18 protein-coding genes are annotated in these 23,509 nt (G+C 42.3%); 7 read left to right on the plus strand and 11 right to left on the minus strand.

Annotation, left to right across the window (positions count from 1 at the left end; all coding sequences use genetic code 11):
- Positions 1-75: 75 nt before the first annotated feature.
- From ACO03U_RS03885 to ACO03U_RS03895, 3 genes are all read right to left on the minus strand, one after another.
- On the minus strand, positions 76-1,200 hold the full coding sequence (locus ACO03U_RS03885; protein WP_204685373.1) for an exonuclease SbcCD subunit D: 1,125 nt from the start codon (positions 1,198-1,200) through the stop codon (positions 76-78).
- 381 nt (positions 1,201-1,581) lie between these two features.
- Positions 1,582-4,263 carry a calcium-translocating P-type ATPase, PMCA-type gene (locus tag ACO03U_RS03890; RefSeq protein WP_204685368.1) on the minus strand — a complete coding sequence of 894 codons (2,682 nt, stop codon included), beginning with the start codon at positions 4,261-4,263 and terminating at the stop codon, positions 1,582-1,584.
- Positions 4,264-5,444: 1,181 nt separating this feature from the next.
- Positions 5,445-5,714, minus strand: a complete 270-nt coding sequence (locus tag ACO03U_RS03895; RefSeq protein ID WP_204685361.1) for a hypothetical protein — start codon at positions 5,712-5,714, stop codon at positions 5,445-5,447.
- Between the two features lie 243 nt (positions 5,715-5,957).
- Between ACO03U_RS03895 and ACO03U_RS03900 the strand changes: the two genes are divergently transcribed.
- Together ACO03U_RS03900 and ACO03U_RS03905 are read left to right on the plus strand one after the other, a co-directional pair.
- Positions 5,958-7,703 carry an ABC transporter ATP-binding protein gene (locus ACO03U_RS03900; protein WP_204685359.1) on the plus strand — a complete coding sequence of 582 codons (1,746 nt, stop codon included), beginning with the start codon at positions 5,958-5,960 and terminating at the stop codon, positions 7,701-7,703.
- On the plus strand, positions 7,696-9,444 hold the full coding sequence (locus ACO03U_RS03905; protein ID WP_204685357.1) for an ABC transporter ATP-binding protein: 1,749 nt from the start codon (positions 7,696-7,698) through the stop codon (positions 9,442-9,444). The genes ACO03U_RS03900 and ACO03U_RS03905 overlap by 8 nt, the downstream gene beginning before the upstream one ends.
- 329 nt (positions 9,445-9,773) lie before the next feature.
- Here the strand turns inward: ACO03U_RS03905 and ACO03U_RS03910 are convergent, their stop codons facing one another.
- From ACO03U_RS03910 to ACO03U_RS03935, 6 genes are all read right to left on the minus strand, one after another.
- Positions 9,774-10,322 (minus strand): hypothetical protein, encoded by a 549-nt coding sequence (locus ACO03U_RS03910; RefSeq protein WP_204685356.1) that lies wholly within the window; start codon positions 10,320-10,322, stop codon positions 9,774-9,776.
- Between the two features lie 562 nt (positions 10,323-10,884).
- A complete protein-coding gene (locus ACO03U_RS03915) occupies positions 10,885-11,424 on the minus strand; it encodes a hypothetical protein (RefSeq protein ID WP_204685354.1) in 540 nt (179 codons plus the stop codon).
- Positions 11,425-11,504: 80 nt separating this feature from the next.
- On the minus strand, positions 11,505-13,688 hold the full coding sequence (locus tag ACO03U_RS03920; protein WP_204685352.1) for a glycoside hydrolase domain-containing protein: 2,184 nt from the start codon (positions 13,686-13,688) through the stop codon (positions 11,505-11,507).
- 83 nt (positions 13,689-13,771) lie between these two features.
- The gene (locus ACO03U_RS03925; RefSeq protein WP_204685345.1) at positions 13,772-14,341 is read right to left on the minus strand and encodes a hypothetical protein; all 570 of its coding nucleotides are present in this window, start codon (positions 14,339-14,341) and stop codon (positions 13,772-13,774) included.
- A gap of 199 nt (positions 14,342-14,540) precedes the next feature.
- A complete protein-coding gene (locus tag ACO03U_RS03930; protein WP_204685343.1) occupies positions 14,541-14,951 on the minus strand; it encodes a hypothetical protein in 411 nt (136 codons plus the stop codon).
- Positions 14,952-14,978: 27 nt separating this feature from the next.
- Positions 14,979-15,317, minus strand: a complete 339-nt coding sequence (locus tag ACO03U_RS03935; RefSeq protein WP_204685341.1) for a hypothetical protein — start codon at positions 15,315-15,317, stop codon at positions 14,979-14,981.
- 201 nt (positions 15,318-15,518) lie between these two features.
- On the opposite strand from ACO03U_RS03935, the gene ACO03U_RS03940 reads away from it, so the two are divergent.
- Entirely contained in the window at positions 15,519-16,355 is an 837-nt protein-coding gene (locus tag ACO03U_RS03940) for a helix-turn-helix domain-containing protein (protein ID WP_204685340.1), read from the plus strand.
- Between the two features lie 140 nt (positions 16,356-16,495).
- On the opposite strand, the gene metG is transcribed toward ACO03U_RS03940, so the two are convergent.
- The gene (gene metG, locus ACO03U_RS03945; RefSeq protein WP_204685339.1) at positions 16,496-18,502 is read right to left on the minus strand and encodes a methionine--tRNA ligase; all 2,007 of its coding nucleotides are present in this window, start codon (positions 18,500-18,502) and stop codon (positions 16,496-16,498) included.
- Between the two features lie 331 nt (positions 18,503-18,833).
- Here metG and ACO03U_RS03950 point away from each other — a divergent pair, with 331 nt between their 5' ends.
- The 4 genes from ACO03U_RS03950 (at position 18,834) to ACO03U_RS03965 (ending at position 22,547) form a co-directional block, all read left to right on the plus strand.
- Positions 18,834-19,109 (plus strand): hypothetical protein, encoded by a 276-nt coding sequence (locus ACO03U_RS03950; protein WP_204685334.1) that lies wholly within the window; start codon positions 18,834-18,836, stop codon positions 19,107-19,109.
- A gap of 138 nt (positions 19,110-19,247) precedes the next feature.
- Positions 19,248-20,078, plus strand: coding sequence for an NUDIX hydrolase (locus ACO03U_RS03955; RefSeq protein ID WP_161870760.1), 831 nt, complete (start codon positions 19,248-19,250; stop codon positions 20,076-20,078).
- Between the two features lie 697 nt (positions 20,079-20,775).
- Positions 20,776-21,324, plus strand: a complete 549-nt coding sequence (aac(6'), locus tag ACO03U_RS03960) for an aminoglycoside N-acetyltransferase AAC(6')-Ii (RefSeq protein ID WP_161870759.1) — start codon at positions 20,776-20,778, stop codon at positions 21,322-21,324.
- Positions 21,325-21,602: 278 nt separating this feature from the next.
- Positions 21,603-22,547, plus strand: a complete 945-nt coding sequence (locus ACO03U_RS03965; RefSeq protein WP_204685333.1) for an RNA-guided endonuclease TnpB family protein — start codon at positions 21,603-21,605, stop codon at positions 22,545-22,547.
- Between the two features lie 225 nt (positions 22,548-22,772).
- Here ACO03U_RS03965 and ACO03U_RS03970 read toward each other — a convergent pair whose 3' ends face one another.
- Entirely contained in the window at positions 22,773-23,207 is a 435-nt protein-coding gene (locus ACO03U_RS03970) for a GNAT family N-acetyltransferase (protein ID WP_204685331.1), read from the minus strand.
- Positions 23,208-23,509 lie beyond the last annotated feature (302 nt).

Genomic DNA, 23,509 nt, shown 5'->3' on the forward strand with positions numbered 1-23,509 from the left:
TTGTCAAATTCGTCGATTGCTTATTTCTTGATCCAAAATAACCGTCTTATTCTACGGTACCCTTCAGAATTCTACTTACTGCTTAGTTATCGCTGTGAAGGCTTTTTGTAACCAATCAAGTTGCGGGGAAGATAGTTCTTCACCAGTCATCTCAATGAAAAAATCCGTCACTAGCTCTTGCGGTTTGCGTTCTTGTGGCAGTTGGCTTTGATTGACCAAAGCTTTGTTGCTGACCCCCACGCCACTGACCCGCTCGACACCGAGAATCCGGGGATAGATGCCCCGCAGCGTATTCATCAAATTCGGGATGACCGCCCGATCGGTGAGCTTAATCTGCCAAAAATCCTCTCGCCGAATCTGATTGTAAAAGGTCGGGTCCAACAATTCCGCATAAGACGCCGTCAGAACGCCTACATCATGAGCAGGGGTCAACGCTACAAACTCCCGCGTCATGGCTTCGGTATCAACAATAAAGACACCCTTTTCCTGTTTCGCCTCCGACAGAGAAAACTTCAAAGGCGAGCCACTGTATTGAATCGTCGGGTGTTTGATGGCATCCTTGCCATGAAGATGCCCCAACGCCACATAATCAAAATCCGCCAACAACTCAGCCGGGACATTGTCCAAGCCACCGACTTCAATCTTCGTCTCCGAATCGGTGCGTAGTGCTCCCGCTACAAAGAAATGGGTCACCAAAATATGGCGTTTTTCCGGATCAAACTGTTCTTTTATTTTGGCAATCACCGGGACCATCGCCTCACTGATGGTCTTCAGCTGCTCGTCTTCAAAAGCTAAGCGGGCCGCAATCGGTTCAAAATAAGGCAGCAAGAAAAACTGGGTATCCCCCAAAACCACCGGCGTAAAGGCCTGATCCAACCGAGTGTGCAAATAAAAGTCCGTATGGGAAAACCACGGCCCCCCTGTCTCCAGGCGCACGCTACTGTCGTGATTACCAGCAATCGCCAGTAACGGGAGCTTATGGGTCAAATTCATGGCCGCCACCTTCTCGTTAAACAAGGCTACCGCTTCGACTGGTGGCACCCCACGATCGTATAAGTCCCCGGCAATCACCACCGCATCCACTGCTTCTCGCTGGGCAATCGCCAGTATCTGATCGATGATTTGCCGCTGATCCGCCAACAGATCATAGCCGTTAAACTTTTTGCCAATATGCCAATCCGCCGTATGTAAAAAACGCATGCCAACCCCTCCTGTCAAAAAACTCCTTCCTGTTATTATACCACTTTTCCGCTAACTTCAAAAAAAGATATGGATTGGTGCAGTGTCTACCTCTAACATTTCCAGTCCTCAAGAAAGCCGGCCGGACTTGCTTACGGAGAATCCCTCGGGTGGTAGTGGGACCGGTAAATGCCAACCAAAAAACAGTTGTCATTTTGCTAGCTCATCTTAGCGATTTCTGCTGAGATGAACTGTATGGGGTATGCTCCTTTAGCCCTCGGACATCCTTGACACTACTACCCGAGGCAGCCTCTTTTTAGTCTTCAGCTTTTTATGAGCATGCAAAAAAACTCCGCCGAAAATCTTTCGACGGAGTTTCATTAATAGAAGCTAGTGGTTGGCTTATTGCGCCCCCAATTTGCGTTGGAAGAATTTCACGATTTCCACGATTGGAATGATGGCAAATGATGCACCGACTACGATGCCCCATTGGTACCAGTCCAAATGCGCAACTTTGAAGATGTCATTCAAGCCAGGAACGATGATGATGACCATCATCAAGAAGAAGGACAACAGGATTGCCCAGTTGAAGGTCTTGTTCTTAAATGGTCCGACTTTGAACAAGGATTGATGGATTGACTTCACGTTGAATGCGTGGAAGAGTTGCATCAAACCTAATGTTGCAAAGGCCATCGTCAAGGCGTCAGCGTGGATTTCAGTGTAGGTTGCATGGACTGGCCATTGGATGGCAGACCAATAAACGAACAAGACAGTTCCAGCTTCCAAAATCCCTTGATAAACGATTGAGCTCATCACCCCACCAGAGAAGAGGTTGGAGTTACGGCCACGAGGTTTGTGGCTCATCAAATCTTTTTCCGCAGGTTCCATCCCCAAGGCAATCGCTGGGAAGGTATCTGTTACTAAGTTGATCCACAACAAGTGAATTGGCAACAAGGTATCCCAGTTTAACATCGTAGCGATAAACAAGGTCAAAACTTCACCCAAGTTGGCTGCCATCAAATATTGAACTGCTTTTTGGATGTTTGAGAAGACTTTACGTCCTTCTTCGACAGCTACGACGATGGTGGCAAAGTTATCATCGGCTAAGACCATGTCAGAAGCCCCTTTGGAAACTTCTGTACCTGTGATCCCCATCCCGATACCGATATCCGCTTGTTTCAATGAAGGTGCATCGTTGACCCCGTCACCGGTCATGGCCACGACTTTACCTTCTGTTTGCCAAGCTTTGACAATCCGTACTTTATGTTCTGGCGAAACCCGAGCATAAACAGAGTAGTCATGGACTTTTTTAGCAAATTCTTCATCAGACATTTGGTTCAATTCCGCACCAGTCAAAACAGCTGAGTCATCCCCAGGTTTGATGATACCAAGACGGCCCGCGATTGCTTCAGCAGTGTCGCGATGGTCACCGGTAATCATGATTGGACGAATGCCGGCTTCTTTCGCCATGCGAACCGCTTCGGATGCTTCAGCCCGTTCTGGGTCGATCATGCCGACTAAACCAGCAAAGATCAAATCGTTTTCGATGATTTCTGATTCCATTTCTTCTGGAATCGCATCGACATATTTGAAGGCCATCCCCAACACCCGCAAAGCTTGTTTCGCCATGTCTTTGTTGTTGGTCAAGACTTTTTGTTCTTCTTCATTGGTCAAAGTTTTTACTTCATCAAAAATTTGGATTTGGTTACAACGACCTAGCAAGACATCCGGTGCACCCTTGACAGCTACCAAGTAACGGCCGTCTGCTTCTTGGTGAATCGTGGACATCAATTTACGATCAGAGTCAAATGGCAATTCTGCCACCCGTGGTTGCTCTTTAATCTTTTCAGAAACGTTGAAGCCTTGGTCGTTACCAAAAGCCACCAACGCAGTTTCCGTTGGGTCACCAATCAATTCACCATTTTCGCTCACTTTGGTGTCGTTGGCATAGTTCATGATTTTCAAAGCCATGTTGCCATCAGGAATGTGTTGGCTCGATGGGTATTGGCGATCGTTGGTATACAGTTTTTCAACAGTCATTTGGTTCATGGTCAATGTCCCGGTTTTATCAGAACAGATGATGTCAGTCGAACCCAATGTTTCTACCGCTGGCAATTTACGGATCATGGCGTTACGTTTGGCCATGACTTGCGTACCCAAGGCCAAGATAATCGTTACAATCGCTGGCAACCCTTCTGGAATCGCCGCAACCGCCAAGGAAATCGAAGTCAAGAGCATTTCGGACCAGTCGCGACCATTGATGACTGTCCCGAAGAAGAACATCACGATGGCAATGATGATGATGGCCGCAGTCAAGAATTTACCTAAATGGTTCAAGTTGGTCTTCAGCGGTGTTTCGGTTTCGTCTGCTTCTGCCAACATCCCAGCGATTTTACCAACTTCGGTATTCATCCCTGTGCCGACGACGATCCCTTTCCCACGACCATAAGTGACGTTGGAATTGGAGAAGGCCATATTGATGCGGTCACCGATCCCGATATCCCCATCATTTAACACAGCCAATTCTTTTTCAACTGGCACGGATTCCCCAGTCAAAGCCGCTTCTTCAATCTTCAAGGAGCTCGCATCGATCAAGCGCAAGTCAGCAGGGACCACATCACCGGCCTCCAAGAGAACCAAGTCCCCAGGAACCAATTCTGTACTTTTGACTTTTGCCACGTGACCATTACGCATAACATTGGCATCTGGTGTGGACATATCCCGCAGCGCTTCGATGGCTTCTTCGGCTTTCGCTTCTTGGATAACCCCCATCACCGCATTGATGATTACCACCGCCAAGATAATGATGGCATCCACAACTTCATGACTGACTACCGCTGAAATGACAGCTGCCACCAACAAGACAAGAATCATCAAATCTTTGAACTGTTCAAAGAATTTTTGCAACATGGATTTTTTCTTGCCCTCATCTAACTCGTTTGGACCGTATTCAGACAAGCGTTTTTTCGCTTCGTCATTGGAGATGCCATCTCCATCGGTGTCCATTTTCTGCATCACTTCTTCAGGCGTTAGCGCATAGAAGCGTTCTTGCAGCTGTTGTTTCTTTGTACTTTCTTCTGCCAATTTTGTTCCTCCTTTATAATAGTGCTGAAACGACTCGCCCTGAATTTGAAGGATAAGAACGAAAAGACACAGTGGTGTTTTTTACCACTTTGGCTTTTTGGGCTTATCCTTGAAACTTCAAGTCGTGTAAGCCGGATCAACTGTGGTGCTGAAACGACTCGCCCTGAAAGCGAGTGATAAGGCGGGAAGCGGGTCGTGATGCATTTTATCACGAAACGATTCACGATTTATCACCGAGCTTTCAAGTCGTGTAAGCCGGATCAACTGTGGTGCTGAAACGACAGAGGTCATTTCAACTTTTTGTTGCCGCTGAGTAAGTCTATTTTATACGATATGGTAGTCAGAACATAAAAAAATAGACTTGTGTATGCGACAACATACATAAGTCTCACTAATTAAGGCAACACCAGAAAAGTTTCTTTCGGTTGGTGATGTTGCCACAGCTTATTATGCTGCCAGTTACTCCCCTATGAAAAACAATATAAGTACAAGACACATTATATAGGAGAGCGTTATTGATAGCAAACATTTCTCACAACTTTTTTCTGTAACTCATCATCAAAATCAGAAATTTGCAATGAAAGCGACTAGTAAGAAAGCTGATTGGCCTTATTTTCGGTAAATCCCTCGGGTTGTAGAGGGACCGGCAAATGCCAATCAAGGAACGGTTGTCATTTTGCTAGCTCACCTTAGCCATTTTTACTTAGGTGAACTATATGTTCTGCCCTCAAACAACCTCAACACTACTACTCGAGGAAATCCCCTCCAACATGACCAATCGGTTTTGTTGATAAACTTTTTTATCCTTCATTCATTTTAAGTTATTCCATTATTTCCAAACATACTGTCTATCGTAAAAATGGTGAAATTTAGCGTAGTAAAATTTGAATGGCAGTAGCTCACAGGATGTGAGATGGCTATAAAATCATTGCGCATACAGTCATTTCTAAGCAAAGACCGCTAAGAAAGACTAGCAAATGTACTTAGAGTTGGTGGCACTTGTGACACTTACTCTAAGTTTGAAGCTCCAAGGGAAATGACAAACCCGGTTTACGTTTGGCATTTTCCGGTCCAGCTACAGCTATTTCAATTTCTACAGAGCTAAATTTCACTATTTTTGTACCATCGAAAAATAGTATGAAACTCTCTATAAACCTTAGTAAAATAGGATTTTACATGATTTAAAACTGACAAGACCTTAGTGTATCAAAAAACGACCAGTCACCTATTTCCCAAGTCCGGTTCAAGGGAGCTTTCATGAGCACTCTTACCACCGCCCAACTTTTGGCCACAATCAGCTGGCTGCACTTTTTTTCAAAAAAATGCAAAAATTCTTGTTTTTCATCGGCAATACAGGTATACTCAAAAAAGAAAATGAAAGCGTTACGTTGACTTGGCCGAATCTTCGGCAAACATTCAGGAAAGGAGGAAGCGACGATGATCAATTTCATTCACCAACCGGCGGGCATCCGTCTTGATCAGCAATCATTTACAATTCCATCTGCTTCCGACACCTTTCAAACTGAATGGGTTCACAAGTTGCGCTTATTGTAGGCCGTAATAGGTCCCTTTTTCGCATACTTGTCTTTGAATACAGTGGCATTTTTGCGCCGTTTTCGACTCTACTCAGTGATGGGTAGAGTCTTTTTTTGCTTCCCCTTCCCACCACATCAACAAGAAATTGAGGAAAAAACATGAAAAATATTATCGCTTATCTATTGAATTATTTTAAACAACACAAAGGGCGCTACACGGTGGTGGTTAGCTTTATGCTGATTGCCAGCGCCATGTATGTAGCTCCCACTTACCTCTTGCGCCTCTTTATCGATGCGATTTTGCAAGACGATTTCAACCGCCAGACCCTGCTACGCTATACCGCCTTGTTTGTCGGGGCGATTGTGACGGCTTATGTGACGGAGTTTGTTTGGAATTATTTTCTTTTTATCGGCTCTTATGACATGCAGCGAAAACTGCGGGGACAGCTGATGCAACACTTTCTTAAGATGAGTCCCCCATTTTACCACCGGTTTCGCACTGGGGATTTGATGACCCGGGCCAATGATGACGTGCAGGTGATGGGGATGACGATTGGCTATGGCTTGATGGTCTTTTTGAACACCAGCGTCTACCTCGCCTTTATCGTGGGGATGATGGCCATCACCGTCTCTTGGAAACTCACGCTGATTGCCCTGGTGCCGATGCCATTTTTAGCTTACTTCATTTTCAAATGGGGATCGTTGGTGGATGCAAAATTTACCGAAGCCCAAAATGCGGTGTCAGAAATGAACAGCGAAGTCTTGGAAATCATCGACGGCATCCGCGTCGTGCGGGCTTTTGGTTTAGAAACTGCTACCACCAAACAATTCAACACCAAAACCCAAGAAACCTTAGCCAAAAACAATGAAGTGTCGGAAATCGACTCCCGCTTTGGTCCATTGATTACGATTTTACTGGCGATTAGCTTTGTCATGAGTTTCGGTGCCGGGGCTTTTCTGGTGGCACGACAAGAAATCTCCGTGGGGGCGATGGTCTCCTTCCAAGTCTACCTAGGCATGGTGGTTTGGCCGATGATTTCGGCTGGGGATTTGGTCAATGTGATGCAACAAGGAGCGGCTTCTTGGCGGCGGATCAGTGAAGTGTTGGAGGCCGGTGACGGTTTGGAAAAAGATGGCAGCCAAGCCTTGACGACCATCGATACCTTTGCCTTCCGTCATTTCAGTTTCCGTTACCCTGAAACGACTCGGCTCGTCCTAAAGGATATCCAATTGGAAATTAACCGGGGAGAAGCTGTGGGAATTGTCGGCAAAACTGGTAGTGGGAAAACCACCCTTTTGCGTCAATTTGGTCACCACTATCCCTATTCTCATGGGGCGCCTTTCATCAATGACGTTTCCTTGACCGCTTACGACACCCAAGATTTACGGCAAAAATTTGCGGAAGTTCCCCAAGAGCACACCTTGTTTTCCCGAAGCATTCGTGAAAACCTGTTATTCGGGAATCCTCAAGCCACTGACGAGCAACTGTGGCAAGCACTGGCAACAGCCTGTTTTGCTGAAGAAGTCCGTCAGATGAAAGACGACTTGGAGACGTTAGTCGGCGAAAAAGGCGTTTCCTTATCCGGTGGGCAAAAACAACGGCTCTCCTTAGCTCGGGCCTTCTTACGCAATGCTGAGTTTCTGCTCCTCGATGATGCCCTCTCGGCCGTGGATGCCAAAACTGAACAAGCCATTATCGAAAACTTGCGCAATCTCCAACAAGCACCGACACTGATCATCATCACCCACCGCCTGTCAGCCGTCACCCAAACCAATAAGATTATCGTATTGGAAGACGGGCAGATCATCCAGCAAGGGCAACACCAAGACTTGATTGCCCAACCAGGCTGGTACCAAGAACAGTATTACCATCAACAAATTAAAGGAGGTGGCGAGGATGTTTAAGACGATTCTCCGTCTATTCAGCTACCTGAAATATCATAAAAAAACCTTCATCACCGGCACGGCCCTCTTGATCGCTGCCGCCGGACTAGAGCTGTGTTCCCCATTACTGGCCAAGCGCTCCATCGATGACGTCATGACACCGGCTTTCAAGGACGGCAACTTAAATCTCAGCCTACTGTTGCTATTACTATCCGGCTACTTGCTGATCAATCTACTGGGCTCATTGTTTCGCTATATCAGTATCCTTCACTTACGGAAAATGGCCAACGCAATCGTCAAACGCATGCGCGATGATCTCTTCGCCCATATGCACCAACTGCCGATTTCTTACTTCGATCGCATCCCCGCCGGTAAAATCGTCGCTCGGATCACTAATGATACCGAAGTTTTGCGCTCCAATTTTTATGTCAATGTCCTCAGCAACATGCTCAGCAATAGCATCTCCATCATTGGCGTCTTTATTGCCATCACGTTGTTGAACCATTGGCTAGGGCTGGCCGTGCTGATTTTACTGCCAATTTTGTTTATTTGGCAGAAGTTTTACACCAAATACGCCACCCGCTACAACTTAGACATCCGGGAATACACCAGTCAAATCAGTGGACAGCTAAATGAATTTGTCCAAGGCATGCCCGTGATTCAAGCCTTTCAACGAGAAAAACAACTGCTGACAGAGTTTAAAGCCACCGTCGGCAAATGGCACGCCGCTGGGAAAAAATACCTACGCTTGGATTCAGCTGTGGCCTGGGGATTTGCCAATTTCCTCCGTAATGCCACCATCCTCGGCGTCATCTACACGTTGTCGGCCCTCTTTCTCAACGGCAAAATGGCCCTGACAGCCGGCTTGCTTTATGTCTTTATCGACTACATCAACCGCCTGTTTGATCCAATCGATGGCATGATCCAAATTTTTGCCAATATCCAACAATCTTTGGCAGCTGGCATGCGGATTTTTGACTTTGCTGACGAACCGATTGAAGACCAATCGGGGGCTGAGTTGGCCATCGGTGCTGGAGCCGTGCGTTTCCAGCAAGTCTCCTTTGGCTATCTGGCAGATACGCCGGTGCTCCACGACATCACCTTTACCGCCGCAGCAGGCGAGACCGTCGCACTCGTGGGCCATACCGGTTCGGGTAAATCCAGTATTTTGAACTTACTTTTTCGTTTTTACGATCCTCAAGCTGGGAAAATCCTCATTGACGAACAAGTCATCAAAGACTGCAACCGCCAAAGTCTACGACGCCACATGGCTATTGTCTTGCAAGATCCTTACCTTTTTACCGGCACCATCGCTTCCAATATCAGCATGGGGGATCCCACCATCACCGATGAGATGGTGATGGCTGCCCTAGACAAAGTCGGTGCCAGTTACTTGTTGGGGCGTTACCAACAAGGCATCCACCATCCCGTCGTGGAAAAAGGCAATGAATTTTCCAGTGGCGAACGACAGTTAATCAGTTTCGCCCGCGCCCTCGTCTTTGATCCTAAGATACTGATTTTGGACGAAGCCACCAGTCACGTCGACACCGAGACTGAAGCAATCATCCAAAAAGCCATGGAAGTCTTACAAAAAGGCCGCACCACCTTTATGATCGCCCATCGCCTGTCCACGATTAAAGAAGCCAACCAAATTTTAGTCTTGGACAAAGGACGGATTGTCGAACGGGGCACCCATCAAACCTTACTGCAACACGCTGGCATCTATCAACAAATGTACCAAATGCAGGCAGAGCAGTTGTAAGAGGGTTTGGCTATTAGAAAGGCTGAAGGAACTCCTTCAGCTCTCGAGAATCAAGGAGGAACCGTCACATGATAAAGAACATTATGTGTCGGTTCCCCTTCATTCCGAAGAGAGCTAGTTCGTGAAGCCAGACATTATAATACCTTAGTCTATAAGAAGACCACCTAGTAATCAGTCACACGAGATGATTACTAGGTGGTCTTTTGATTTTTTTTAACAACTGTCCATTTTCAAACTATCATTAATCGACATAACAGCTGAATACCATTTTTTACCGCTTACTTATCTTCTATTACTTTCAGTTGATAGTGTCTCAAAACAAACATAGTCTAAATTAAACCAAAAGTATTAAGTGCTTGATATATTCCTACAATACCACTGATTAAAACTAAAAAGCCGGTTATAAGAAGCATCCGATAAAAAAATAATACTTTGGCTTTCCTTTTTTGATCATGGGATAGGGAAACTTTATACGGTTTATTTTTCTTGTCAATTAGGATTAGATGATTATTTTTCAATTCATTCATAACATAAAAAAGGCGTGGAAACTCAAGTAAACTTGTACCAGCTATTAATAGACTAAGTAAAAAAACAATCTTCCCCTCGGATTGAACAAAATAATAATACGCACACCCTACTAAGCTAAACATAATTACAATACCAATTACAGCAAGAATAGTATATATGCGAAATTTTGATTTTTCTTGTGAATTCAATTCAACCGAGTAAAGTTGTGAGTTATTATCTGTCACTGAATTCAACGCTTCTTTAAATTTTCGTTCAAAAAGAGTAATTCGTAGTCTGGAATATCCCATCATCAATAGAAAAATGAATACTGAAATAAGCATAGGATAATCATTTAATATTTGTTCAAGCATTTTATTTCCCCTACCTACATATTTAACATAAGAAAAGCGCCGCGAGACATGATAGTTTAGTTTAAGTACCGAAAACCAATAGCAAAGCAAACAGTTCTAAATTACTGTCATTTTTCAAAATATTATTTGTAAATTTACTTTGACATTCTCCCGGCTGTATAAGAGTAAACGAATTAAATTAACCAAACTTAGCTAGTCTTAACAATGAAGTCAGCATATTTCTTCCATAAGTATAGCATAGGTCTAAATAGTCAAATACACTACTTCTAAATTTCCATAGAAGTCGTTTTGATACTCCCTTTATTTTAGATTAGGATTGCTATCGGAAGTTCTAAAAATCTCTCCAGTCTTTAAGAAGAATCCAATTGTAGAAAATGCAGGGTTTGGCATTCCAAAGTTTAAAAATGAAGATAGGTTCCTCTATCCATCCCAGCAACGAGATAAATAGCTAGCTTTAGAAGCCAATCAAAAGACAATATACAAAATCTAAATTGTGAACTAGATAGTTAATATAAGTCAACGGCGACGATAAAAGTAGTTGAGAAAAGTACCTCAACATATTTCAAAAGACCAATAGCCTGTATATAAATAAACATATTCGAATGAAGATAGTCGTTCCAATTAAATATTTTATCGCTAGAATATCAATGGGAAGGTCTTTAGAAACCATTTTTGTAATGATTTCATCAATTTCCTCATCATGAGTTGGCAGTAATTTTTGTAATTTCGACTTTTCACGATAAATCATAAATTGTAGGAAAATCTGCGGAATAGAACATAAGCTAATAAAATTCAAAGAAATTAATAATGCCTTACTAGAATCCTCCGCAAGAAAATACGCCTTAAATTGGGAATAAGCAAATAAGACAAGTCCAAAAATATATACAGTATGTAAAATTACTCTAAGTTTTTGTAAGGGAAAAAAAGATTTTGGAAGATAGGTATGTAAATAAGAATTGATTTTCTTCCTATTTGACTTTGGTAATTTCTTAATCTCAATCTGTCGATTACGATATGTAAGAAAAGCCCTTCCCCACTTCTTTAATACAAAAAAAGTTGCGATAGTCCAGATTGATCCCACTAAAGACAAGTATGTGTCCATTTTATCACCTCAAAAAAATATGGAAGACGTTTACATCCTCCATAAGTATATCATAGATCTAGTAACCCACTAAATTACTTTTAAATATTACTATTTTTAAGAGTTTCAAAAAACATGAGGGCTATTGCTGCAACTCCACCAGTTAAAGCATATGCAGGACCTGCAACCGCTAGCCCTACCAAAACACCTAGGAAAATCAGTAACCAAATAAGTCCCTCAGCTTCTTTATTTGCCTCCATCAATGCGTCAAAAATCTTCTTGAACTTGTCACCATAATAGTTTGGTTCGATTTTAATATCATACTTCACTGATGTAGTAATTTGTTCCCCATCTAGATTAAAATCGATCATATTGATCACAACTGATATATTAATTTTATCCTCTACATATTCAACGCTAATCTCAAGTCCACCAGTTTCCACGCCTTGAGTCAATTTAATTAAATTATCTTCAACTTTCTCTGCCGTGATTGAGCCTACAACACTTTCAAACTCTGCAGAGATATCTTTATCTAGTTTTCCATTTTTAATACCCGCACTAGCGTGAAGGAGATTGGCATTTGGATTTGCTGCTTGTAGAGCTGCATCAAGTGTCATATCTACTTCTACCGGACCAAATTTCCAGATTGGGAATGTAAAACCAAACTCGAAGGATTCACTCTCCAATAATTCATTAATAGCTTTTGAACCTAATCGCTTAAACATTGCATAATCAAAGCTTAAATATTTTACACTAGTAACACCTGTATCAAAGCCTGATGAGTTAACTTTATCAATCGAAACGGCTCCAGATCCAGTCCCAATCCCTCCACTCGGTTCATTGAACTGATCAAACATCCAATCTGTAGGCTGTGAGAAACCTAGGTTCCCTGACCATCCAGTTGACATATTAGACACATAACTTCCTGCTGTGTTTGTGGTATCTTTCACCTGAATGCAAACGTTTCTGGTCCCATAGACACCGGCACGGTATTTACCATCTAATCGCGTAAACTCATTTTGAATTCCTTGGAAATAAGGAATAATATTAGTTATAATGTCCCCATCTAAGGCATCTACATCAACCGCAAAGTAGATAATAGTTCCTTGTTCGAACCCAAGTACTTCAGCAGCATCAAAAGCTGCCATGGCATCTGACATACCTTGTTCCAGAGTATAATACTCAACGAGAGGGTTATTGTCTTGATATAAAGGAATAATCGCCATACCTGATTGAATAATATTGTTTGCTTCTTCTAAAGTAAGGTTTTTGGGAACAAATTCGTTCCCAACTGTCCCTGTCAAATACCGTCCAACATACTTTACTCCACTATCTGCTAGAGTTTTGATTTGTTCTGGAGTTAATTGTTCTGCGGTATCAACGGCAGGAAAACTTCGATCTGCCGAGCCCGATGAAAGCATTAATGACATCATAGTAGTTAAATCGGGATAACCAATTTCTACATCATCATAAATATTGAGGAATGACTGAAAAACAACAATTGAAGTTTGAGTAGCATCATCATATTCACTTGAAAAAGTTACAATACCATTCATTAATGTTCTCAGATTTTGATAGAGCGCATATTGAATTAGTTTCATCAAATTTGGATATACTTCAACTTGATGACTTGAGGCTAATGTGCCATAAACTTCTTGAGTTGTTGGTCCAAAGTTACCATTTGCGATTTCCCATAAGCCAATTTCTTTTTGCACGCCATAAATCAAAGCTGTATTAGTTGCCCGTTGATAAATACCATCGCACGGTAAAATACCTGTTTTTTCAGAATACTTTAAATTTAAGTCTTTCTGCATTTCCTGAGTTTTTAAATCACCACCTGGAACCAGTGAAAAAGCACTCATATCAAACAAAGCTTTTGCCCACATTGAGTTTAATTGGCCTGCAGTTTCAAAACCTGCAGCAGTCATAAATGATGCAATTGTCTCATCATTTTCACTTGTGTATTCATCAGTGAACTTACCAAGACCAAACCCTTTACAGCGAAATGCACCATCAATTAACTGAACAATATTTGACTTATAACCATTTTCTAGTTTTCCCGTCACCTGTTCATCCCATAATCGTTGAGTTGTTGCACCAAAATTATTCACTAAATCAGTAATGCCAAGCTCATGTTGTACTGCTCGGATAAGTCCATAAACGGTTCCCCATCCAGTATAGCCATCTTCAATAATATTACCGAAACCCTCGACACTACCGTAAGTCTTATTCAGCCACTGCTGAACCTCTAAGACCCAAATATCTCTTTCTTGTTTTTCAGTCATTCTTAACGCCTCCATTTGGTATTAACTCAGGTCGTATTATAGACATTATTCAATTTGCTATAGATTTTTAATACATCATTCTACTATCTTAACACCTGTTCTAAATTAGCAGCGTATTTAGCTTCAAATATACACTTTTGATAACTAATAGCTGTTGGATCCTGATTCAAAGAAATTTTAACAATTGATTCATCGTCAGATACTTTCATAACATCACTAAAAGTTACTATCTGTTCTTTTGATAATCCCAGTTCTCCAAATTTTGTTCCCATCCATTGTCCATCACTATTTTTTCCATAGGCTTCTTCTAGTTTCTCCAAAGTTTCGTCGGCAGCTTCTTCCATTGGTAAGTACCAGAGTACAACTCCAACTAAACCAAATCCAGATTCAAATACGAAATCAGGAGAGGCCATGCCAACTTTGGTATTCATAACTCTCGAAAAAGATAGAACTTCTTGTTTATCATTAGTAACGCTCCATTGCCCCGCAGATTCCTCTAAACCAACAGCTTCTAAGACCTCTTTTTCACCCATCCCCCAACGAATATCTTCCAATGGAGGCGCCCAATCATAGGTCACACTTTTCAGTTTTTTCTTGGTTGAGCATCCTCCCAAAATGCAAATCAGCAACAAACAGATTAATATTTTTTTCACAGTATTTCCTCCAGAAAACTAATCTCAAAAATAAGAATCATTCACCTTAGGATACTATAAGGTGCCATCAACTAGCACTTCCCATTGTTAAACGTATAGAGACCTCTCACTGCCACACAAAATAGCTAGCCATAGAGGACGTGAGTTAAGAACCAGAGAAGTGCACCTTCTCTGGTTCAAAAAGAAAAATATGATTAGATTAGTATCCAGTATATTTATAGGTTCTTCTTTCAATTCTCAGTACAGTTGGTCCACTACCAGTTTCTCCGGCAGGTACTTCTTGCACTTTGTCAATTCGATATTCTGTTTTCCATCCAGTATTGTATCTTACTTCTGTTGTTGACTTTATATCTTCATACTGAAGTACCCAAGGTGAACTACCATTTGGACGAGTAAAAATCGCCTCAGTTTGATATTTTAGAGTCGCTACTTTTATCCTAGGTTGAATTCCAGTCTTTGTAACCTCAGGAGTATCCTTTAGTAAACTCTTATATAGAATTTCAGATGGTTTTTGGTTATCTTTTCTCATCTCTGCTGCATTACCTGTCATTGGATAAGACATGGCTAAAGAGCAAAACACTATAAATATAGGAAATACAATTTTTTTCATACAACTCTCACCTCATAATTGTAGAGATCAATACGTAGTATATCCGTATTGTACATAGTAACTTCTCGTAGTTGGAACGCCATTTTCGTTGTACCAGACTTCCTCACCATAAGGATATTTTTGTATTGTAAAAGACGTTTGATACCTTATTGTTGTCATTTTAAGTGTTTGTGATGTCCAATGAACCCATTTACCATTAACATATTTTTCACGTAAAAATCTTAAACTCGGAACTTCTGCAATCTTTATTCGTGGCGATATTCCTTCAATCTTTGAGACTGAGGCTGCATCTACTTCATTTGCTTCCCCTATGGAAAATGAAGTTAAGGAAAATAAAACACCCGCTAAAAGAAAAATTTTTTTCATAATCAAACCTCCAATAAAAAAGCCTATGCTCCCCAACCAATTACATCTTTGTTCCAACAATTTCCCAAATTTGATAAATCCAATTAAGAATCATGTTCATCATTTCCCCCCCCTTTACTCTCTGATATGACTACTATACAATGAAACAAAACTTTCTATAAAACTTGCCCAATATTTCGGCACAAAAAAGGATTGATTTTATTGACACCAAATACCTTATTAAGAAAATTAAGAATCGAAAGAGGAATTACTCAAAAAGAACTAGCTGACGGGATTTCTGCTAGAAATACTCTAGGAAGCTATGAACTGGGCGGAACAGCAATCAACTATCATTTATTGCGTCAGTATTTAGAAAAATTAAATGTTTCAATGGAAGAATTTGATTTTTTACTAACAAGTAATTCAGAAGTACATAAAAAAAATTTTGCAGCAATGCTTGAGTCGCTTTATTATCATCATGATTTTGAAAGACTAAAATCATTACTTAAAAAAATCGAGATAGAATATACGAAAACTGGTGATTTTTATTATTTTCACTTATTTGCACAATACCGTATGGCTATGAGTAAATTAAATATTTATCCACTAAGCCAGATTGAGATGAACACCTATGCTGAAAAAATACAAAAATATCTTTCACAAATAGAAACTTGGGGTAAATTCGAAGCAGCTCTTTTTATCAATTTTATGTATATTTTCGAAACTGATTATTTGTTATTTTCGTTAAAATATATAAACAAAAAGCAAGAATTTTATGGCCCCTTATACAAAAAGTATCAGCTTCTTGAGAAAATGCATCTCAACGCATTGTATCTATTAGCAGAGCGTGGTGAAACCCAGGCTTTATCACTGATCATTAAGTCTTTAAAGAAAATAATTGACGTTGACGATTTGAAGTATAAAGTAATCCTTTCTTTTTTTGAGGCTTACATAATTAATGATATCGAAAACATGCAAATTGTTCTTCAAACATTACGATATTTTGATATGCATGACTATGCCGACTATTTAGAAAAACTTTCAAATGTAACTTTTTAGGGTAATTATTCTATGAAATATTGATTGTCAAAACAACATTGAATTTCTCCAATTCTATTAGTTAAAACGATTTTCTCAAAAAATCTGCATATAGAAAAAGCTATCCATCCCAGCAACGAGATGAATAGCTTTTTTATCAATTATGCAATTCCGGCGCCGTTTGGCATACCTTTTGGTGCTTCGACGACTTTCAAGTTGCCTTTGTCGTCTTCAGCGGATAAGACCATTCCTTGGCTGATTAAGCCCCGCAGTTTTCGCGGTTTTAAGTTGGCGACGATCACGACTTTTTTGCCAATCAAGGACGCTGGATCTGGATAAAACTCAGCGATACCGGAAAGGATTTGGCGATCTTGGTCGTCTCCTGCGGCTAGTCGCAGTTGCAACAGCTTGTCGGCTCCTTTGACTTTTTTACAGTCGATGACTTCGGCAACTCGCAAGTCCAACTTTTCAAAATCGTCAAACTTGATTTCAGCTTTTTCTGAGGTGAGGGTCGTTTCTTCTGGGTCCCATTTCACAGACTCAGAGGAGATGCCGGTGCCTTCTGCCATTTTCTTTTGGATGTAGGCAATTTCGGTTTCCATCTCCAAGCGTGGGAAGATTGGGGTGCCTTTTGCGACGACTTTGGTATCAGTAGGGAATTCCCCGAAATGCAAATCTTCCAAGTTCATGGTATCTGGATCTAAGCCCAATTGTTTGAAGATTTTCTTCGGTGTTTCCGTCATGATTGGTTGCAATAAAATGGCAACGATTCGCAAGGTTTCAGCCAGATGCACCATCACAGAGTTCAATTCGGCGCGACGTTCTTCATCTTTAGCCAAGACCCATGGCTCGGTTTCATCGATGTATTTATTGGCCCGTGAAACCAAGGTCCAGACTTCACTTAAAGCAGTGGAGAAGGCCATTTTGTCCATAGCTTGATGGTAGCGTCCCACCACATTGGCAGCGGTAGTCGACAATTCGCTATCGAAGGCGGTGACTTTTGATTTGTAATCTGGGACTAGACCTTCGCAGTATTTATTGATCATGGCTACGGTCCGGTTCAATAAGTTCCCTAGATCGTTGGCTAAGTCGTAATTTACCCGCGCGACGAAATCTTCAGGAGTGAAGACGCCATCTGAGCCAAATGGTACCGAGCGTAACAAGTAATAACGCAAAGCATCCAAACCGTAGCGTTCCACTAACATTTCAGGGTATACGACATTACCTTTGGATTTACTCATCTTGCCGTCTTTCATCAGCAACCAACCATGAGCGAAGACTTTCTTCGGCAACGGCAAGTCCAATGCCATCAACATGATCGGCCAGTAAATCGTATGGAAGCGGACGATTTCTTTCCCTACCATATGGATGTCTGCTGGCCAGAATTTGTCAAACAAGCTCGTATCCTCTGAACCATAACCCAGAGCAGTGATGTAGTTTGCCAAAGCATCAATCCAGACGTACACCACGTGTTTAGGATCAGAATTCACCGGGATCCCCCACTTGAAGGTAGTCCGGGATACTGCCAAGTCTTCCAAACCAGGTTTGATGAAGTTGTTGATCATTTCGTTTTTACGAGACTCTGGTTGGATAAAATCTGGATGGGCATCGTAGTATTCCAATAAGCGGTCCGCATATTTGCTCATCTTAAAGAAGTAAGATTCTTCTTTGACTAGTTCCACTTCATGACCACTTGGTGCTTTCCCGCCGATGACCTTGCCCGCATCATCCCGATAGACTTCCGCCAGTTGGGTTTCAGTGAAATATTCTTCATCAGAGACAGAGTACCAACCTTCGTATTCCCCTAGATAGATGTCTCCTTGGTCTACGAGTTGTTGGAAGATTTTTTGCACAGCCGCATAGTGGTAATCGTCAGTGGTACGGATAAACTTGTCGTAGCTGATATCTAAGGTTTTCCACAATTTTTGAATATCCGCCGCCATCCGATCCACGTATTCTTTCGGCGCGACCCCAAGTTCTTCAGCTTTTTTCTCGATTTTTTGGCCGTGTTCATCCACGCCGGTCAAATAAAAGACATCAAAGCCCATCAAGCGTTTGTAACGCGCCACCGCGTCACAAGCAATAGTCGTATAAGAATTGCCGATATGCAGTTTCCCACTTGGATAATAAATTGGTGTCGTGATATAAAAAGTTTGCTTTTCAGTCACGGTAATTCCTCCTTGATATTGAATCTCAGTTTCTTGGTGCGCCAATGGTAAGAGCTAAGAAGTAAGTCCTTCCTGCCCCTGGTTTTCGCAGTGAGCAGTCGCTAGCTTTTTTTAAAGAAAAAGCCCCTCAATCAAGGTGGACTGGTCATTCCTAGCTAGTATACCACAATTCATAAGATGTTTAACGGCTTTTTTCCCGTTGCCATGGATTCTCCTTCGCCACACCAAGGATTCAATGCTATAATGTTTTATTAGAACTGGCTTGTCGAAAAGCCTGCGAACTTATGATAAAAGGATGTGGAAGTTGTTGCCGCTTTCCGGTGACCTTGTTATGGAAAAAAAACATCGCTACCTGATTACCGTGATTACGATTTTGACCTTGGTCCACATGGTCTTTTGTACCTTTTACCCACGGATTTACGGCTATTTTAATACCCAAGACCTATTGCCGAGTTTTCTCACCGTCTTACTAGTGATTCGCATACTCTTTTTTGCCGGTGTCGCTTTTTGTGGCTTTTTAGCCATCAAAGATCGCAGCAACAAGGTCCTGCCTTTTTACCTCATTTTATTTTTCTTCAACCTGATTATTCCCGCGATTTTCCGCTAAATTTGTTAGCAAAACTGGTGGAAAAACATGCTACAATTAAAAAGAAACAGTTGCCTGACCGCCAGCCTTTTCTTGGTGACGGTGCTTTTCTAGTTCGTTGCCTAGCTAGAACCTATTTACTGATTATTGGAGGTCCCCATGAAAGAATTTGCCAACAAAGCCGATGAAAAGCAGTATTTTGAGCAAGCCGCCACGGAAGCGGAATTTCTTGACTGGTATCACCGGCAAGAACATCCGGAATATATCAAACCTTCCTTGACCGTCGATATGGTTTTGATGTGTTACAACAAGGAAGAAGACCAATTAAAAACCCTCTTGATTCAACGGAAAAGCCACCCCTACCGCAATTCTTGGGCCTTACCTGGGGGCTTTGTGGAACAAGGAGAATCCACCGACGACAGTGTCATCCGGGAAACCAAAGAAGAAACTGGCGTCACCATCAGTCAACACAATATCGAGCAGCTCCACACTTTCAGCACCCCAGACCGGGATCCCCGCGGCTGGGTGGTGACCGTCAGCTATTTGGCCTTTATCGGTGAAGAACCTTTGATTGCCGGCGATGATGCCAATGAAGTGCGCTGGTTCAACATGGAACGCCAAGGTCACCAGCTCCATCTGACTTCCGGTGGTGTAGCAATCACACTAGATCTCAATACTGGCGCCTCCACCGGCCATGATACCCTCGCTTTTGACCACAGCCAAATCATTTTGAAAGCCTTCAAACGAGTGGCTAACAAGATGGAACACGAACCTTTAGTCTTACAAGTCTTAGGGGATAGCTTCACCATCACAGAAGCCCGCAAAGTCTTTGCCAAATTCTGGGGAGTGGATTTCCGCTCCATCGATCACTCCAATTACAAAAAAGCCATGTTGCAATACTTTGATGAAATCGGTGAACGCCCGCTAGGCATCGGGCGGCCTTCAAAGATTTACCAATTGAAACAAGAAGTCCTCAAAGGTGGCTTGTAACCAACGATACTCACGAAACCGTCCGACAATCGGGCGGTTTTTTATAAAGAACTTATAAAAAAATACGCTTCAAAAAGGCTAATGTATCAGGAATTAAGTGGCGTATCATACCGTCATTTTGATGCTTCGAAAAAGATGAAATTTAGCTCCGTAGAAATTGGGTTGACGGTAGCTAGACCGACAAAAGCCAAACAAAAAATCTGTTTGTCTTTTGTCTTGCACATTCAAACTTAGAGTAAGTGGTGCAAGCACCACAACTCTAAGTAATTCATTACGCATCTTTAGAGCTACTGTCAATCCAATTCTACTACGCTAAATCTCACCTTTTTCACGGTACTCATGCTATCCTACAAGAAAATAACTTGCTGGATTTACGAAGCAAAGGGAATAAATTGATTATCGATAAAACAGGGCTGACTTGTTACAGAAGAACTTCTCGGGTAGTGGTGTCAAGGATCTCCGAGGGTTAAAGCAACAAATCGGGTACAGTTCATCTAAATGTAAATCGCTAAGATGAACTATCAAAATGACAACTGATCTTTGGTTGACATTTACCGCTCCCACTACCACCCGAGAGATTCGCCGGGAGCAAGTCCACCCTATTTTTTATGTCCTACCAGCTCCACGCCAAACCAAACATTACCCGCTTTTGCTGGTAACTGGTACAATAGCCCTAACACAAAAAGTAGGTGACAAAATGATAGTGACAGAATTCGATCGTGAAGACACACTTTTAAAAGTAGAGTTAGCTGATATGTTAGCGGCGACTTGGCCCCAAAGCTATGGGCAAACTGCCACAACCGAGGTGGATCACTTGATGGCGCCAGACCGTTTGGCGATTGCCGCCATTGATGATGATGAGTTAGTCGGCTTTGTAGGAGCGATTCCCCAATATGGCGTCACTGGTTGGGAATTGCATCCCTTGATCGTCCGGGACAGTCATCGCAAACGCCGGATTGGTGCCCGCCTCATGACCTTTATCGAAAATGAGATCGCCTCTCGCGGTGGGCTCACCGTGTATCTTGGCACCGATGATGAAAAATTTGAAACCAGTTTAAGCGAAGGGGACCTTTTTCAAAATCCCCTCCAAGCAATCCAAGAAATTGAAAACCGCAACCACCACCCTTATGAATTTTATCAAAAACTTGGCTACCAGATCGTCGGCGTCATTCCCGATGCCAATGGTTGGCACAAGCCAGATATCCTGATGGCTAAACGCGTCGCTTCCTTGCCAAACGAGGAATAGGAAACAGAGTCTGCCTACCGTTTCAGTGGGTAGACTCTTTTTTACTTTTACTCCCTGATGAAAGGCGAACTATTCTGATCAGCGTATATCCTTTCCCCTACCAAAAACCGCTTAACCTCAGCCTTTTTCTACCGCTTTCCATCAAAAGACAGCCTTTGATTTTATTTTTTAATATAAAATATCCACTTTTGGCTTGATTTTTTTATAAATATTCATTACACTTTTACACAATTCAATGTATGAATTTTCAGATTTTTTATCAGAAAGGATGTGACCAATTGAACGTATTGAAGGCCTATAAATTTCGCATCTATCCCACGCTTGAGCAGCAACAATTTTTCATCGAGACTTTTGGGTGCGTCCGTTTCACCTACAATGTCTTGCTAAAAAATCGAGAGCATCAAGAATTGCGGGAGTATCCTGAAGAAGCATTGACACCAGCGAAGTTGAAACAGGACTATCCTTTTCTCAAAAAAACCGATAGCCTCGCCTTAGCCAACGCTCAGCGAAATCTGGAGCGGGCGTTTCGCAATTATTATGCCGGCCGTTGCAGTCATCCCAAATTGAAAACCAAAAAAGCCATGTGGCAGTCTTACACTACCAACAATCAACAAGGGACGATCCGCATCGAAAATGGCCAGCTGAAACTGCCGAAAATCAAAAGCTTGGTCCCCCTTCATCAACATCGTGAAATCAAGGGAACCATCAAGTCCGCCACCATTTCTGCCAAAAATCTGGAAGAGTTCTACGTGTCTCTCCTTTGCGAAGAGCAAGTGCGCCACTTACCCAAAACCAAACAAAAGCTGACGATTCGCTATTCTCCTGGCCAGCTCTTGGCTACCGATCAGCAGCTGGATTTAACGGCTTTCGATCAGGAGCAATTGAAGCAAAAAATCGCCAAGGAAGAACGTCGCTTAGAAGTTCGGGGTATCAGTGCTCGCCGACGCTTGGTCAAGCTTAAGGATGCAAAAAATTATCAAAAACAAAAAAAGCGGGTCCTGGCTTTGCATCGCCACAAACGCGCTCGTCAAGAAGCCTATATGGATGAACTCTCTTTGCTTTTGGTGAAGGAATTTGACACGATTCACATCCTCGCCACTCCGCCACAGTCCATTGGCAATTTTAGCTACTCTGACTGGCAAAAATTCTTACAAAAACTGACCTATAAAGCCCATTGGTATGGCAAAACACTCCACCATGAAGCCGCCGCCAAGCAAGGCTGACACCTATGAACTGGAAGGGACTCCAGGGATCGCCTAGGGTATAGAAAAAATCACGCATTTTTGTTTCTAGGAAGCAGTTGTCCACTAATTATAACAAACCATTTATTAAGTAAGTCGCGATCCCCTCGCGACTTTCTTTGGGTGGGAAAGGGGTGCCCGTCTTACTGACAACATCCTTCTGAAAAAATCAGACTTCCCCTCCAAATCACTTACCAAACTATTTGGCTACCACGTTTTTCGAAAATTCACTTGTCCCTTCTTTCTTTGGTACCCACAGCCTTCGTAAAAAGCATGAGCCGCGAGTCGCTCTGCTCCCGACACCAAACGAACCCCCGCAGCTCCTGTCTCCTTGCCCCACGCTTCAATCCCTGCTAACAAAGCTCTCCCGAGACCACGATGTTGATAGGCTTCGGCCACCGCTAGTCCCATAATATCTTTATAAGAGGGGGCATAAAGCACGTCGTACTGAGTGCCATGAATATAGCCCACCACCTGCTGATGGACTTCCGCCACTAGAATCCGATGCTGGGGGTCTTGAGCCAAGGTTGCCAACTTCGCCACCGTATCCTCATAGGGAAAAGCATAGCCTAGCACCTTAGTATTCAGCTGCCAAATTCCCTGTTCATCCCCAGCTTGATACGGTCGAATCACTTGTCCCATCGTCATTGCCTCCCAGTTTAAGTCGTTATGTAACCGATACCACTATTTATTCTAGAAGTCTGGCTATCCCTTGTCAATCGCTAATGCAAATCGATGATATTAAACAGTGAAAGGAATGAGCAACATGAAAAACGACGTATAATACACCACTTAATTCCTGATACATCAACCCTTTTGGAGCTTAATTTTTTATAAGTTCTTTATAAAAAGACATCTCAATATTCTGAGGCTGCTGAAAAACTATCACTTTTCAGCTAAATTGATATTCTAAAAACTATCTACTGTAAAGAAAGAGCCAATTC

It is taken from the genome of Enterococcus diestrammenae (assembly GCF_049384045.1).
Lineage (GTDB): Bacteria > Bacillota > Bacilli > Lactobacillales > Enterococcaceae > Enterococcus_C > Enterococcus_C diestrammenae.